This window comes from Neoaquamicrobium sediminum, assembly GCF_013240295.1.
GTDB classification, from domain to species: Bacteria; Pseudomonadota; Alphaproteobacteria; order Rhizobiales; family Rhizobiaceae; genus Aerobium; species Aerobium sediminum.
This window is the reverse complement of the sequence record NZ_JABETK010000002.1, coordinates 1,133,731-1,148,622: the sequence shown is the minus strand read 5'-3', so window position 1 is coordinate 1,148,622 and position 14,892 is coordinate 1,133,731. Positions and strand designations below refer to the sequence as shown.

11 protein-coding genes, 2 tRNA genes and 1 pseudogene are annotated in these 14,892 nt (G+C 63.1%); 11 read left to right on the top strand and 3 right to left on the bottom strand.

What is annotated here, in order from left to right; all coding sequences use genetic code 11:
* Positions 1-131: 131 nt before the first annotated feature.
* A tRNA-Asn gene (locus HK436_RS17535) sits at positions 132-206 on the bottom strand.
* 170 nt (positions 207-376) lie between these two features.
* On the opposite strand from HK436_RS17535, the gene HK436_RS17530 reads away from it, so the two are divergent.
* From HK436_RS17530 to HK436_RS17480, 11 genes and pseudogenes are all read left to right on the top strand, one after another.
* Positions 377-679 carry a PGPGW domain-containing protein gene (locus HK436_RS17530; protein ID WP_244649023.1) on the top strand — a complete coding sequence of 101 codons (303 nt, stop codon included), beginning with the start codon at positions 377-379 and terminating at the stop codon, positions 677-679.
* A 23-nt stretch (positions 680-702) separates the two neighbouring features.
* Complete coding sequence (locus HK436_RS17525; RefSeq protein ID WP_173191834.1) at positions 703-1,191, top strand: CreA family protein; 489 nt, start codon at positions 703-705, stop codon at positions 1,189-1,191.
* 154 nt (positions 1,192-1,345) lie between these two features.
* A tRNA-Cys gene (locus HK436_RS17520) sits at positions 1,346-1,419 on the top strand.
* A 352-nt stretch (positions 1,420-1,771) separates the two neighbouring features.
* Complete coding sequence (locus HK436_RS17515; RefSeq protein WP_173191832.1) at positions 1,772-2,446, top strand: protein-L-isoaspartate O-methyltransferase family protein; 675 nt, start codon at positions 1,772-1,774, stop codon at positions 2,444-2,446.
* A 204-nt stretch (positions 2,447-2,650) separates the two neighbouring features.
* Positions 2,651-4,033, top strand: a complete 1,383-nt coding sequence (locus tag HK436_RS17510; RefSeq protein WP_312860624.1) for a TolC family outer membrane protein — start codon at positions 2,651-2,653, stop codon at positions 4,031-4,033.
* A 169-nt stretch (positions 4,034-4,202) separates the two neighbouring features.
* Entirely contained in the window at positions 4,203-4,838 is a 636-nt protein-coding gene (locus HK436_RS17505; RefSeq protein ID WP_173191828.1) for a PopZ family protein, read from the top strand.
* A 150-nt stretch (positions 4,839-4,988) separates the two neighbouring features.
* On the top strand, positions 4,989-7,889 hold the full coding sequence (locus HK436_RS17500) for a valine--tRNA ligase (protein ID WP_173191826.1): 2,901 nt from the start codon (positions 4,989-4,991) through the stop codon (positions 7,887-7,889).
* A 294-nt stretch (positions 7,890-8,183) separates the two neighbouring features.
* Positions 8,184-9,299: an OmpP1/FadL family transporter gene (locus tag HK436_RS17495; protein ID WP_173191818.1), complete on the top strand. Its 1,116-nt coding sequence runs from the start codon at positions 8,184-8,186 to the stop codon at positions 9,297-9,299.
* Positions 9,300-9,577: 278 nt separating this feature from the next.
* Positions 9,578-10,552, top strand: a complete 975-nt coding sequence (locus tag HK436_RS17490; RefSeq protein ID WP_312860623.1) for a TerC family protein — start codon at positions 9,578-9,580, stop codon at positions 10,550-10,552.
* 134 nt (positions 10,553-10,686) lie between these two features.
* A pseudogene (ilvD, locus tag HK436_RS17485) lies at positions 10,687-12,520 on the top strand (dihydroxy-acid dehydratase).
* 344 nt (positions 12,521-12,864) lie between these two features.
* A complete protein-coding gene (locus HK436_RS17480; protein ID WP_173191816.1) occupies positions 12,865-13,674 on the top strand; it encodes a tetratricopeptide repeat protein in 810 nt (269 codons plus the stop codon).
* Positions 13,675-13,708: 34 nt separating this feature from the next.
* Here HK436_RS17480 and xth read toward each other — a convergent pair whose 3' ends face one another.
* Positions 13,709-14,491, bottom strand: a complete 783-nt coding sequence (xth, locus tag HK436_RS17475) for an exodeoxyribonuclease III (protein ID WP_173191814.1) — start codon at positions 14,489-14,491, stop codon at positions 13,709-13,711.
* A gap of 4 nt (positions 14,492-14,495) precedes the next feature.
* Complete coding sequence (gene erpA, locus HK436_RS17470) at positions 14,496-14,846, bottom strand: iron-sulfur cluster insertion protein ErpA (protein WP_173191812.1); 351 nt, start codon at positions 14,844-14,846, stop codon at positions 14,496-14,498.
* Between the last annotated feature and the right edge of the window lie 46 nt (positions 14,847-14,892).

Sequence of the window (14,892 nt, the reverse complement as noted above, 5' to 3'; positions counted from 1 at the left end):
CCGGCCCTGACGGGGGTCCATGGGGCGAACGTCAGGCAAGGGTCTGCCGGGGAACGCGGGCGGGGGCGCCCCGGCAGGCTCGAAAAGGCTCGGGCCGACGCGCTCTCAGATGCTGAAAATCCTGGAAAAGATGGCTCCCCGGGCCGGATTCGAACCAGCGACCAACCGGTTAACAGCCGGTTGCTCTACCACTGAGCTACCGGGGAATAGCCTGCTCATGTGAACGGGGCAGCCTATAGCAAACAGTTTTCCGCTTTGCAAAGCGCCATTCTGCGATTTTTTCGGCTTTTTGTCATTTGCCAACTGGCTTTGGCCAAACGTGCGCCTCATATGTCGCGGACACAGCGTGCCGGCAGGGCTGGAAAGGTGGCTTTGGATGGATGAACCGCAAGAAAACGAGGGCAAGACCCGCACAATCACGTTGCTCGGTCGCGAGATCACCATGCCGCAGTCACGTCTGCTGCGCATCGTCATCGGCGGGCTGCTGGTGTTTCTCGGATGCTTCGGCTTCCTTCCCGTGCTCGGCTTCTGGATGATCCCCGTGGGCCTCGTTATTCTTTCGTACGAATTTGCCACTGTCCGGCGGTGGCGGCGCCGCTCGGAGGTCTGGTGGGCCGAAAAGCGGGGCAGGCGGCGCGCCCGTGAGCGGCAGCCGCTAGACAAGGCCGACAGACGCTGATGCGCGAAACGAGGAGAGCAGGAATGCGGGCAAGCAAATGGTTAGGCAGCGTCGCGATTGCGATGTCGGTGTGCGGCACGGCATGGGCCGAGCAGGTTGGCGAGGTGGGCGTCGACTGGACGGGCAACGACATCATTGTCGAGGCGATCAAGGATCCCGAGGTGGATGGCGTGACATGCCATGTCTCCTATTTCGACCGGGGCATCATCGACCGGCTGCGCAAGGGCAACTACTTCGAGAATCCGTCGGACACAGCAATTTCGTGCAACCAGACGGGACCGATCACGATCGGCGAAATCGAGCTGGGCGAGGATGGCGAAGAGGTCTTCAAGCAGGGCATCAGCCTGATCTGGAAGGAACAGGTGGTAAACCGCATCTACGACAAGGCCAACGATACGCTGATCTATCTGGCCCATTCGCGGCAGGTGCAGGACGGCTCCGCCAAGATGTCGATCTCGACGGTGCCGCTGTATGGGCAAAAGGTGGAGTGGATCAACGGCAAGCCGGAATAGGGCAGACGGCGGACCGCATAGCGCCGGTCGTGTCGAAGCGTTCCGTGAACCTTATTCGGAATGGTGCCGCGGATTTCTTTCAGAACGGACAGCCGGCGCTTGACGCGGTTTGCGCCTCAACCTATTGAGGCGCCTGCAAACGCGCATGCGTCGAGGCCTCGTGGCGGAGTGGTTACGCAGAGGACTGCAAATCCTTGCACCCCGGTTCGATTCCGGGCGAGGCCTCCAATTCGCGACTTCAAGGCGGTTTCTTCCTACATCTCGGCTAATATATTCCTGCGCAGCGGGACGACAGGCGCGTTGCCGTTTCAGCCGCATCGGCGAATGGGGCGGTAAAGGGCGGGCGCCTATATCTCAAAAGATGCCCGGCATTATCCAACAAAGGGTGTTCGGCGCCCTTGAGGTGCGGCATTCGGATCGCTAAGTGCTTCATTGACGGTGCGGGCGAATTTTGCCACACCCGCGCGGAACATGTAGCACATCGTCGGGTCGCGCCTTCTGGCGGACGCCGGGCTTTCCGGGAAGGCGATGTTCTATCCGATTGGGCAGAGCGCCGGCGCGGCGCCGGACGGGTTGAGACATGACGGCCGATTTCCACGAACAGCGGATCAAGATGGTCGATGGCCAGGTGCGCACGACCGATGTGACGAATGTCGCCATTCTAAGTGCGATGCTGACGCTACCGCGTGAGGATTTCGTGCCTGCCTCCAAGCGTGCGCTTGCCTATATCGACGAGGATCTGGAGGTTGCTCCGGCGCGCGAAGGAAAGCCTGCCCGCTTCCTGATGGAGCCGTCGCCCTTCGCGCGGCTGTTGCAGCTTGCCGGCGTGCGCGCGGGCGATCTCGTGCTCGATGTGGGTTGCGGAACCGGCTACTCGACCGCCGTGCTTTCCAGGCTCGCCAGCTTCGTGTTGGCGGTCGAAAGCGATTCGGAGCTTGCAGCGCGCGCCAATGAGGTGCTTGCCAGCCTTGGCTGCGAGAACGTTTCCGTGGTCGAGGGACCGTTGACAGACGGCCACGCCGCGCAGGCGCCCTACGACGTCATTTTCATCAACGGCGCGGTCGATGAGGTTTCTCCCGCGCTGTTCGAGCAGCTCAACGAGGGCGGACGGCTCGTTGCGGTGGTCGGCGAGGGCAATTCGGGCTGGGCGACGCTCTACGTCAAGGAAGACGGCCTGGTATCGCGCCGTCACGGTTTCAACGCCGCCGTCAAGCCTCTGGCGGAGTTCCGGCGCGTGCCCACATTCGAGTTTTAGAGGACGCTGAAGTTTAAAAAGTCCTGAATTGTTACCTATCTGTAACGCCCTCGAGCGGGAAAGTGGTATAGCGTCGAGCACGGGAGCGAGCGGAATCGCTTGAATGCGAGGTCCGATAGTTATGTTGCTCGTCGTACAGCGGCGATGGATCAATTCGGTTGGGGTGCTTCAGGCAGGTCCCGTCGAGACTTTAAGAGGTGGTTCGTGTCTGTTGTTCGCAAAGGCCTTTTTGCTGCGGTTGCACTGTCGGGGGTTCTGTCCTTCGTCGTGCCGTCTCTGGCCGAGACGATTCATGGCGCGATGGCCAAGGCTTATCAGAACAATTCAAGCCTGAATTCGGCGCGTGCCGGCGTGCGCGTGACGGACGAGGGTGTTGCGATTGCCAAATCGGGCTGGCGTCCGGTGATCGGCGCGACCGGCAGCCTCACCTATACCAGCAGCAACAACAGCGGCGAGGTTCGTGCGGGCTCCTTCGGCGTGCAGATCCAGCAATCGCTGTTCGACGGCTTCCAGACGCAGAACAATGTGCGCGCCGCCGAGTCGCGAGTGCGTGCATCCAATGAAAGCCTGCGCAACAGCGAGCAGGACATTCTCTTCAATGCGGCGGCCGCCTATCTCGACGTGCTTCGCGATCGCCAGATCGCCGTGTTCCGCGAGCGCAACCTGGACTTCCTCAGCGAGCAGGTTCGCGCAGCGTCCTCGCGTTTCGAGGTGGGTGAGGGCACGCGCACGGACGTTGCACAGGCGCAGGCACAGCAGGCTGCGGCCGTTGCACAGTTGAGCGCTGCGCGCGCTCAGGTGCAGGTCAGTGAAGCGGCCTACCTCAACTTCGTCGGCGACCGGCCGGGCCGGCTGGAGGGGGCGCGGCCGGTATCCAAACTGCTGCCGAACGGCATCGAAACTGCCATTGGCGCGGGGCTGAACGAGCATCCAGCCATACGTGCGACGCTGCATCTGGTCGACGCGGCCTCCTTTGTGGTGAAGGCCACCGAGGGATCCCTGCTGCCGCAGGTGAACGCGCAGGCAGGCGTATCGAGCAGCTTCCGCGACACCAACCTGCCGGGCGTCGGTGGCGGCGCGGTGGGCGACGGAACTACCAATTCCGCATCGGTCGGCCTCAACCTGACCATCCCAATCTATCAGGGTGGGCGTGTTTCGGCGCAGGTACGCCAGTCCAAGGAATCGCTGGGACAGGCGCGCATCGAGGTCGACGTGGCGCGTGACAGCGTTCGCCGGGCGGTCACGGCAGCGTGGACGCAGTATGTCGCCGCGCGCGAGGTGGTGGCTGCCAACCGCGAACTGGTGTCCGCCGCCCAGCTCGCGCTCTCCGGCGTGATCGAGGAACGCGACGTCGGCCAGCGCACGACGCTCAACGTGCTCGAGGCGCAGGCTGACGTGATCACCGCCCAGATCAACCTTGCTTCTGCCGAGCGCGACGTGGTGGCCGCCAGCTATGCCATCGTTTCCGCGATGGGCAGGCTTTCGCCTGACCGGCTCGGCCTCGCCGTCGAAAACTACAATCCGCGCGAGCATTACGATGCCGTGAAGGACAAGTGGATCGGCACGCGCACGCCCGACGGCCGCTGAGGCCCGTTCCCGGCGACGCAAAAGACCCAAACTTGTGCGAAAGCTGCGCTGCGCCGCGAGGGGGATCTCTCGCGGCGCAGTGTCGTCTAGCCTAGGAACGATTCGGTCGCTGTCTGGCATGCAGGCGGGCGGGGCCGGCAATCGGATCAAGAAGGCGGCGATTTGAGTTATGGCACAGACCGGAAGTGCACAGCGCGAACCCTCCATGGAGGAGATTCTCGCGTCCATTCGCAGGATCATCGAGGATAGCGACACCGCGCGGCAGCCCGGCGAGGAGGATGTTGCGCAGGCTGTCGACAATGCGGGAGACGAAGTCGAGGCTTTCCGCGCCGAACTTGACGAACCGGTCGCCTCCGTGGCGCAGCCGGTGGACATGGCAGGCATCGAAGCGCCATCGACTTATGTCGACAGCGTCGAGGTGAAGGAAGATCCCGCGCCGGAAGCTGCCGCTGTCCACGAACCGCAGGAGCCCACCATGGCGGAAGCCGCATTCGAGGCCGACAGCGTCGACGTCACGCTGGACAACGAGGATCTTTCACCGACCTTCGGCGACGCGCAGGCGCAGGCAGACCCGGTGGGCGTGCAGATCAAGCCTGCAATTATCTCCGATCAGGCCGGCCGGCAGGTCGCTGCCGCATTCGGCGAGCTTTCGGAAGTGTTTGCCGCAAGCCGGCGCCGTTCGTTCGACGAGATGGCGGAGGAAATGCTGCGCCCGATGCTTCAGGACTGGCTGGACAACAACCTGCCGACGCTGGTGGAAAAGCTGGTGCGCGAGGAAATCGAGCGGGTCGCGCGCGGCGGCTGACGCTTTCCGCACGACTGACTTTGTCGACGCCGCCCACCGGGCGGCGTTTTCGTTGGCGGGAACCCGTGGCCTCCGGCGCAGTTGACTTGCCGGGGGCTTCCGGTTTACACCGGCGCACATCTTCTTCCCGAAATCCGTTGGATCGCTTCGATGCTCGAAAAAACCTACGACGCCAAGTCCGTCGAACCCCGGATCGCCCAGGCGTGGGAGGATGCGAACGCATTCGCCGCCGGAGCGGGCTCGAAGCCGGGCGCGGAAGCCTTCACCATCGTGATCCCGCCGCCGAACGTCACCGGCTCGCTGCATATGGGCCATGCGCTCAACAATACGCTTCAGGACATCCTGATCCGCTTCGAGCGCATGCGTGGCAAGAACGTGCTGTGGCAGCCCGGCATGGACCATGCCGGCATCGCGACGCAGATGGTGGTCGAACGCCAGCTCGCCGAAAGCGGGCTGAAAAGGCGCGACATGGGGCGCGAGCAGTTCATCGACCGCGTCTGGGGCTGGAAGGAACAGTCCGGTGGTTCGATCATGCACCAGCTCAAGCGGCTGGGCGCGTCCTGCGACTGGGACCGCGAGCGCTTCACCATGGACGACGGGCTGTCGGAGGCGGTGATCGAGGTGTTCGTATCGCTCTATCGCGAGGGGCTGATCTATCGCGGCAAGCGGCTGGTCAACTGGGACCCGACATTCGAAACGGCGATCTCCGACCTCGAGGTCGAGAACAAGGAAGCCGCCGGCCATATGTGGCACTTCAAATACCCGTTGGCCGGGGGTGAGACCTATACCTATGTGGAGAAGGATGCCGACGGCAACGTGCTGTTCCAGGAGGAACGCAACTACATCTCCATCGCCACGACCCGGCCCGAAACCATGCTCGGCGACGGCGCGGTGGCCGTGCATCCGTCCGACGAACGCTATGCGCCGATCGTCGGCAAATTGTGCGAGATTCCGGTCGGCCCGAAAGAGCATCGCCGCCTGATCCCGATCATCACCGACGAATATCCGGACCCGACCTTCGGCTCGGGCGCGGTGAAGATCACCGGCGCGCACGACTTCAACGACTATCAGGTCGCTCGCCGCAATCACATTCCGCTCTATCGCCTGATGGACACGCGCGCGAGCATGCGGGCCGACGGCGAGCCTTATGCGGTGTACGCAGCGCGGGCTCTGGAAATCGCCAAATCCGGCGACTTGCCCGCAGAAGACGAGGTCGACGGGATCAACCTCGTTCCTGACGAATATCGCGGTCTCGACCGTTTCGAGGCGCGCCGACGGATCGTCGAGGCGATCAATGCGGAGGGGCTTGCGGTCACGGTCAAGGACGACGAGGGCAACGACATTCCCTATGTCGAGGCGAAGAAGATCATGCAGCCCTTCGGCGATCGTTCGGGCGTGGTGATCGAGCCGATGCTGACCGACCAGTGGTTCGCGGATGCGAAGACGCTGGCCCAGCCTGCGATCGCGTCGGTGCGGGAGGGACGCACCAACTTCGTGCCGAAGAACTGGGAAAAGACCTATTTCGAGTGGATGGAGAACATCGAGCCGTGGTGCATCTCGCGCCAGCTCTGGTGGGGGCATCGCATTCCGGCGTGGTATGGACCCGACGGGCACGTCTTCGTCGCCAAGACCGAGAAGGAAGCGCTCGACCAGGCCGTCGAATATTATCTCGCCGTCGACACGCCGTGGCGTGACTGGGTGAAGGACCAGCTCGAGAATTTCGAGCCGGGCAACATTCTGACGCGCGACGAGGATGTGCTCGACACATGGTTCTCGTCGGCGCTGTGGCCGTTCTCGACGCTCGGCTGGCCGAAAAAGACGAAGGAACTCGACACCTACTACCAGACCGACGTTCTGGTCACCGGCTTCGACATCATCTTCTTCTGGGTGGCCCGGATGATGATGATGGGACTGCATTTCATGGACGAGGAGCCGTTCCACACGGTCTATGTCCATGCGCTGGTTCGCGACAAGAACGGTGCAAAGATGTCTAAGTCCAAGGGCAACGTCATCGACCCGCTCGACCTCATCGACGAATATGGCGCGGATGCGCTGCGTTTCACGCTGGCGATCATGGCCGCGCAGGGCAGGGACGTGAAGCTCGACCCGGCACGCATTGCCGGCTACCGCAACTTCGGCACGAAGCTGTGGAACGCGACGCGCTTCGCCGAGATGAATGGCGTTGCCGGCAATCCGGACTTCCGCCCCCAGGACGCGAAGCTTACGATAAACCGCTGGATTCTCACCGAACTGACCCGCACGACCACCGCGGTGACGGACGGGATCACCGGCTATCGCTTCAACGACGCTTCCGCGTCGGCTTACCGGTTCGTCTGGAACCTGTTCTGCGACTGGTATGTCGAGCTGCTGAAGCCGGTCTTCAACGGCGAGGACGAGGCGGCCAAGGCCGAAAGCCGTGCCTGCATGGCCTATGTGCTCGACGAGATCTACAAGTTGCTCCACCCGATCATGCCGTTCATGACGGAGGAGCTGTGGGCGCAGACGGCCGGCACCGAGCGCGACACGCTGCTCTGCCACGCCGCCTGGCCGACGCCCGATTTCGAGGATGCTGAAGCCGCCGCCGAGATCAACTGGCTGGTCGATCTCGTCTCCGGCATCCGCTCCGTGCGTTCGGAAATGAACGTGCCGCCGGCCGCGACTGCGCCGCTGGTCATGGTCGGCGCCAACGCCACGACGCGCGAGCGCGTTGCCCGGCACGACCCGGCGATCCGCCGGTTGGCGCGCATCGGTGAAGTCGGGTTCGACGCAACGGCGCCTAAGGGCGCGGCTCAGATCGTGATCGGCGAGGCAACCGCATGCCTGCCGCTCGGCGACCTGATCGACCTCAAGGCGGAGGAAGCGCGGCTTTCCAAGGAACTCGCCAAGAACGCCGACGAGATCGCGCGCATCGAAAAGAAGCTCGCAAACCCGAACTTCGTCGCCAAGGCAGCACCGGACGTCGTGGATGCGGAGCGCGAGAAGCAGGCGGAGCTGGTCGAGGCGAAAACCAAGCTGGAGACCGCGCTGGCACGGGTGCGCGAGGCCGGGTAGCCGAACGATTCGGCTTTCAATTGATGGATAGAAGGGCCGCCACGTTGGAATGTGGCGGCCGCAGCGCATTTACGGCCTATTGTTGCCGTAATGTGACGCGCCGTAACTTATCTAGCAATATCAATGGATTGACCGTTGTTTGTTGCGGCGATACGGGCTCCGCAGGAGCGGTGTCGGCGGCCAGGGCATGTCATCGACCAACCGGTGGTGTGGCCTACCCCCTTTGATGAAGCGCTCTCCTCGTGCATTCTCGGCAGGGTTGTGCCGAGGGAGCGGCATTGAGGAGGGATTTCCATGAGACATCATGCAATAGGCGGGGCGCTGCTTGCTGCTGCGATGCTTGCAGCGGGAAGCGCGCAGGCTGGCGGCTTCTCGCGCGGCTCGGCGGACACGGACATTCTGTACGAACCGGGACAGTTCGATTTTCGCGCCGGGGTGACGTTCGTCAGTCCCAGCCGGAAGATCACCAGCGACGGTGATCCCGGCCTCATCGGCAAGGACTACACGGAGAGCTATTTCATCCCGTCTATCGCCGCCAAGGTGCGGCTGTTCGACCCGCTGAGCTGCGCGGGCACCTACACCCAGGCCTATGGCGGCAGCGTGAATTACGAAGGGCGCCTGCTTCCCGGCAAACTGAGGGAAGAATTCACGGTCGATGAATTCGCCCTGACCTGCGCCGCCAAGTTCGGCATGGAGCGGGGCAATTTCTACGTCATCGGCGGCGCCTTCGTGGAGCGCTTCGACTACGAGCGGGTGAATTCGGTCATTCCGGGCGTGGCCAACGCCAATCTCGCGCTGGACGGTACCGACTATGGCTATCGCCTCGGCGTTGCCTACGACATCCCCGAGATCGCTTTCAGGACGCAGCTTCTCTATCGCTCCTCCACATCCTACGGGGCCGATGGCCGTTTCACGCTGCCGGCGATGGGTGTCGATGCTGCCGCCTTCGGTACCGGCAATCTTCCGCAGAACCTGGAACTCAAAATTCAGAGCGGTATCGCGCCGGGCTGGCTCGCATTCGGCTCGATCAAGTGGACGGACTGGAGCGTGCAGAACCAGCTCGCGGTCTCGGTTCCCGATTTTCCGCCGGCCGATAGCCTCGACGTCTATAACTGGAAGGACGGCTGGACGGTTACCGGAGGCGTCGGACATGCCTTCAACGACCGTATTTCCGGTCTGGCGAGCCTGACCTGGGATCAGGGCGTCAGCACGGGTTGGGACCTGTCGAGCGACACGTGGACCGTTGCGCTGGGCGGTTCGGTGAAGGACTCATGGGGCGGCGAGCTGCGCGGCGGCGTCGGCGTTTCCTACCTGACATCCGCCGAAGAAGTGTTCGGCGCCAATGCCGGCCGCGCGGTGGACAGCGGCTGGGCCTATGCGCTGAATGTCGGCTACAAGCTGAGCTGGTAAGCAGCACGTTTCGGCCTGCCTGGCGGCAGGCCGACCGATTTCAAAGGCCCGGGGCATGGCACCCCGGGCTTTTTTGTTTGCCGGAAAAGGACCTCAAGCAGCTTTTTCGGCTGATATTGACTGAAAGGCCTTGAATTTCTGCCGGGATAGGCCCATTTTTCCGCACAGTCACCCGGGCCGGGCCCCTCTGGCAGGCGAGGCGTCGCCTGTGATGTCGGACCGATCGACGACGCGCCCACGCAGCGCTACCGAAACTCCAAAAACATGTTTGACCATGAGTGGCTCTGGCCCGGATTCCTGGCGTTCGTCGCCTTGATCCTTTCTTCGACCTGTTCGTCCTGCACCGCAAGGACCACGTAATCTCCACCCGCGAAGCCTTGTTCACCGTCGGCGGGTATGTCTCGCTGGCGATGCTTTTCGCAGCCAGCATCTTTTACTTCGAGGGACCGCAGCGCGGTTCCGAGTTCCTGACGGGCTATCTCGTCGAGCAGGCGCTTTCGCTCGACAACATCTTCGTGATCGCCCTGATCTTCGCCTACTTCAAGGTGCCGCAGGAAGCGCAATACCGCGTTCTCTTCTACGGCATCGTGGGCGCCATCGTGATGCGATTGTCGCTAATCGTGCCGGGTGTGAAGCTCGTCGACCAATTCTTCTGGGTTGGCATGATCCTTGGCGTCGTGCTGCTCATCTCCGGCTACAAGATGATGACCTCGGACGGAGACATGGCCGACCCCGGCAACAGCCGGGTCGTCAAATGGCTGCGCAGCACCGGGCGCGTGACCGAGGACTACGAAGGTTCGAAGTTCCTCACCCGGCGCAACGGCGTCCTGTTCATGACGCCGCTGTTCCTTGTGCTGGTGACGGTCGAGATCACCGACCTCGTGTTCGCGATCGACTCGATCCCGGCGGTGCTGGCGATCTCCAACGATCCGTTCATCGTGTTCTCGTCCAATGTGTTCGCGATCATGGGTCTGAGGGCGCTGTTCTTCGTGCTGTCGGGCATGATGCGGGAGTTCCGCTTCCTCAAGCATGGTCTTTCGCTGGTGCTGATCTTCGTCGGTGCCAAGATGATCGTGGCGCACTGGTACAAGCTGCCTTCGGAGCTGGCGCTCGGGGTGGTGGGCGTGCTCATTCTCGGCTCCGTACTCCTGTCGATCTTCATCAAGGAGGAGCCCGACGGCGAGGAACACACGCCGGAGCAGGTCGCCGATATGGAACGGCGCGCCCATGCCGGCGAGACCGACCGCGCCTGACAGGCGTCAGGCGAAGCCTATTGACGGCATGATGCCAGGGCCGTATCGGAGGGGAGTACCCGCCGGTACGGTCGCTGATCTTGGCCGTTTGCCGGTAGTATCGGCCAACAAAGAAACGCTGAACTGGAAACGCCATGCCCGCCTATCGTTCACGCACCACCACCCACGGCCGCAACATGGCCGGCGCGCGCGGCCTTTGGCGCGCCACCGGCATGAAGGATGGCGACTTCGGCAAGCCGATCATCGCGGTGGTCAACTCGTTCACGCAGTTCGTGCCGGGCCACGTGCACCTGAAGGATCTCGGCCAGCTCGTCGCGCGCGAGATCGAAGCGGCCGGGGGCGTTGCCAAGGAATTCAACACAATCGCCGTCGATGACGGTATCGCCATGGGGCATGACGGCATGCTCTATTCGCTGCCGTCGCGCGAGATCATCGCCGACAGCGTGGAGTACATGGTCAACGCGCATTGCGCCGACGCCATGGTCTGCATCTCCAATTGCGACAAGATCACGCCCGGCATGCTCAATGCCGCGATGCGCCTCAATATCCCCGCGGTCTTCGTTTCCGGCGGGCCGATGGAGGCCGGCAAGGTCGTTCTCAACGGCAAGACGCATGCGCTCGATCTGGTCGACGCCATGGTTGCTGCGGCCGACGAGAGCGTCAGTGAAGAAGACGTCAAGGTCATTGAGCGCTCGGCCTGCCCGACCTGCGGTTCATGCTCCGGCATGTTCACGGCCAATTCCATGAACTGCCTGACCGAGGCACTAGGATTGTCGCTGCCGGGCAACGGCTCCACGCTAGCCACCCATGCCGACCGCCGCCGGCTTTTCGTCGAGGCCGGCCATCTGATCGTCGATCTGGCCCAGCGCTATTACGAACAGGACGACGAGAGCGTGCTGCCGCGCAATGTCGCCAACAAGCGCGCGTTCGAGAATGCCATGTCGCTGGACATCGCGATGGGCGGCTCGACGAACACGGTTCTGCATATTCTCGCAGCCGCCTACGAGGGCGGCATCGACTTTACGATGGAAGACATCGACCGCCTGTCGCGCAACGTGCCGTGCCTGTCCAAGGTCGCGCCGGCGAAGAACGACGTGCATATGGAAGATGTGCACCGGGCCGGCGGCATCATGCGCATTCTCGGCGAACTGGAGCGCGGCGGGCTGATCCATCGCGACAGCCCGACGGTTCACGAGGCGACGCTGGGCGACGCCATCGATCGCTGGGACATCACCCGTACCAGCAGCGAAACCGTGAAGACGTTCTTCCGCGCCGCGCCAGGCGGTATCCCGACGCAGACGGCGTTCAGCCAGGAGGCCCGCTGGGACGAACTCGACACTGACGGCGAAAAGGGCGTCATCCGCTCGGTCGAGCATCCCTTCTCGAAGGATGGCGGCCTTGCCGTGCTCAAGGGCAACATCGCGCTGGACGGCTGCGTGGTGAAGACCGCCGGCGTCGACGAGTCGATCCTGAAGTTCTCCGGCCCGGCGGTCGTCTACGAAAGCCAGGATGCGGCCGTGAAGGGCATTCTCGGCAACGAGGTCAAGGCGGGCGACGTCGTCGTCATCCGCTATGGGGCCGAAGGGCGGGCCGGGCATGCAGGAGATGCTCTACCCGACCAGCTACCTGAAGTCGAAGGGCCTCGGTAAAACATGCGCGCTGCTGACGGACGGACGCTTCTCCGGCGGCACGTCGGGCCTCTCGATCGGCCATGCCTCGCCGGAAGCGGCGCAGGGCGGGGCGATCGGGCTGGTTCGCAACGGCGACATCATCGATATCGACATCCCCAATCGCACGATCGGCCTGCGTCTTTCAGACGACGAGCTTGCCGCCCGCCGCGCGGAGCAGGACAGGCTGGGCTGGAAGCCCGCCGGCCCGCGCAAGCGCAACGTGACGACGGCGCTGAAAGCCTATGCCGCGTTTGCCGCCAGCGCCGACAAGGGCGCCGTGCGCATCCTGCCGGAATAGGGCGCGTTGCCGGGCATCCGGCGATGGAATTGAACGAACGCCAGTGGCTTGCCACTGGCGTTTTTCGTTGTGGCTTTCCGGCAACACTTGTTTCGCCCCGGATAGGCTGGTCCGGCCTTAAGGAAATTTGCCCACTTCCCGCCATAAACCGAGAGCTAGCTCGCAGGCGTCATAGAACGGCGCCATCAGAGCTGCCGGACAAAAGAAAATTCAACGCCGCAGCCGTCCGCGGCAAGGATGACGATGAAAGCGCAGATGTATCCGACCAGCAGCCATCCCATATGGGCTAGCGCGGTCTCCTGCGTGACATTCGGGTCCGGGCGGGGCTGGAGCAACAGGGTATTATGTCACTAGGTACGGTCGTCAGGGCAGGCATTGTTTGTACGGTCGCGGCCGGCGCGCTGGGTGTTGCCGCACCGCGGGCGCATGCGCTGGATCAGTCGGTTATCGGCAGCCCCGATGAAAAGCGCAGCCCGTGGGCGGTATTCCGCCTCGGCTTCACCGCCTATCAGAGCGGCCACAAGGAGCAGGCTGTCGAAGCCTATCGATACGCCGCGGACAACGGCCAGCTCGGCGCGCGCTGGAAGCTCGCCCGCATGTATGCCGAAGGCGACGGCGTAACGAAGAACGACTACGAGGCGTTCAAGTTCTTCCAGGCGATCGCCGCGCAGGATGTGGAGCCCGGTTCGCCCGACGAAAGCTATGTCTCCGACGCGCTCGTGGCGCTGGCAGGTTATGCGCGCACCGGCATTCCCGGTACGCCGGTGCATGCGAATGCCTCAGCGGCGCAGGAATATTACATGCGTGCGGCCGCCAACTACCGCAATCCCAAGGCGCAGTTCGAAATCGGCAAGATGTTCCTCAACGGCGAGGGCGGCATGAAGTCGAGCATCCAGCAGGCTGGGCGCTGGCTGCAGCTTGCCGCCGAGAAGGGCCATGCGGGCGCGCAGGCCACGCTTGGCAACCTGCTTTTCCAGAGTGGGAAGGCGGTGAAGGGGCTGGCCATGATGACGGCCGCGCTGGAGCGGGCACAGCCGACCGACAAGCAGTGGATCCGCGGCATGCAAGAAGAGGCCTTTGCGATTGCCGGGGAGGCCGACCGCCGCACCGCTATCGCGCTGGCGCAGGACATGCTGGCCAAGGGCACCAACTGACGCCGGGCGATACCGGCCTCGACCTGCTTTCAATCTACTGAAGAATGGCGACTGCCGGGACGTGGTCCGACGGCTTTTCCCAGGCGCGCACGTGCTTCTCGATCGAAGCCGCCTCGAACCGGTTCGCCGCTTCCGGCGACAGGAGAAGATGGTCGATGCGGATGCCGTTGTTCTTTTGCCAGGCGCCGGCCTGATAATCCCAGAATGTGAATGTGTCGCCGGCATCGGTGACGGCGCGGATGGCTTCCGTAAATCCGAGATATTCCAGCTTGCGCAGCGCGCCGCGGGTCTCGGGCTGGAACAGAGCGTCGTTGACCCAGTCCTCCGGTCGCCTGGCATCGATCGGCTGGGGAATCACATTGTAGTCGCCGGCCAGAATCAGCGCTTCCTCAAGCTCCAGACGTTCCTGCGCCCAACGATGTAGCCGATCCATCCAGCGCAGCTTGTAGCCGTATTTGCGATCCTCGGTGATGGGGTTGCCGTTGGGAAGATAGAGCGAGACGACGCGCAGGGCGCCGTGCGGCGTGGAGAACACGCCCTCGATGAACCGCGCCTGCTCGTCCTCATCGTCACCGGGAAGGCCGCGATTGACCTCGTCGAAGCGGAGCTTCGAGAGGATAGCGACGCCGTTGAAGCCTTTCTGGCCGTGTGTCTCGACGTGATAGCCCAGCGCTTCGATCTCCGCGCGGGGAAAGCCCTCGTCAACGGTCTTGATTTCCTGCAGGCAGGTGATGTCGGGCTGGCTGTCGTTCAGCCAGTGCACGAGATTGTCGATGCGCGCCTTGACGCCGTTGATGTTCCAGGTGGCGATCTTCATCGCGTCAGATCGAGAACGATGTGCCGCAGCCGCAGGAGGCGACGGCGTTGGGGTTCCTGATCTGGAAGGACTGGCCCATCAGGTCGTCGACGAAGTCGATGACCGAGCCGCCCATATAGACGAGCGAGAGGTCGTCGATCAGAACGGTCGCACCGTCGCGCTCAATGGCGATGTCGTCATCGTTGCGCGAATCAACGAGGTCCATTTTGTAGGAAAAGCCGGAACAGCCGCCGCCTTCGACGGAGACCCGCAGCGCAATCTTGTCGGGCTCCTTGGCGAGGATCTGCGTGATCCGCTTCGCCGCCGTCTCGCTCATTTCAACGCTTTTCATGCCGCTCTTCGCGTCGACGCCCATGGCTGTCACCTTGCGTTTGCATCCTCCCAATAGGTATGAAGCCGCA

Excerpts from the sequence above, each read along its gene's own strand:
- HK436_RS17505 (WP_173191828.1), top strand. The coding sequence starts at position 4,203 with ATGGCACAGACCGGAAGTGCACAGCGCGAACCCTCCATGGAGGAGATT.
- xth (WP_173191814.1), bottom strand. The coding sequence starts at position 14,491 with ATGAAGATCGCCACCTGGAACATCAACGGCGTCAAGGCGCGCATCGAC.
- erpA (WP_173191812.1), bottom strand. The coding sequence starts at position 14,846 with ATGGGCGTCGACGCGAAGAGCGGCATGAAAAGCGTTGAAATGAGCGAG.
- HK436_RS17515 (WP_173191832.1), top strand. The coding sequence starts at position 1,772 with ATGACGGCCGATTTCCACGAACAGCGGATCAAGATGGTCGATGGCCAG.
- HK436_RS17500 (WP_173191826.1), top strand. The coding sequence starts at position 4,989 with ATGCTCGAAAAAACCTACGACGCCAAGTCCGTCGAACCCCGGATCGCC.
- HK436_RS17525 (WP_173191834.1), top strand. The coding sequence starts at position 703 with ATGCGGGCAAGCAAATGGTTAGGCAGCGTCGCGATTGCGATGTCGGTG.
- HK436_RS17480 (WP_173191816.1), top strand. The coding sequence starts at position 12,865 with ATGTCACTAGGTACGGTCGTCAGGGCAGGCATTGTTTGTACGGTCGCG.
- HK436_RS17530 (WP_244649023.1), top strand. The coding sequence starts at position 377 with ATGGATGAACCGCAAGAAAACGAGGGCAAGACCCGCACAATCACGTTG.
- HK436_RS17495 (WP_173191818.1), top strand. The coding sequence starts at position 8,184 with ATGAGACATCATGCAATAGGCGGGGCGCTGCTTGCTGCTGCGATGCTT.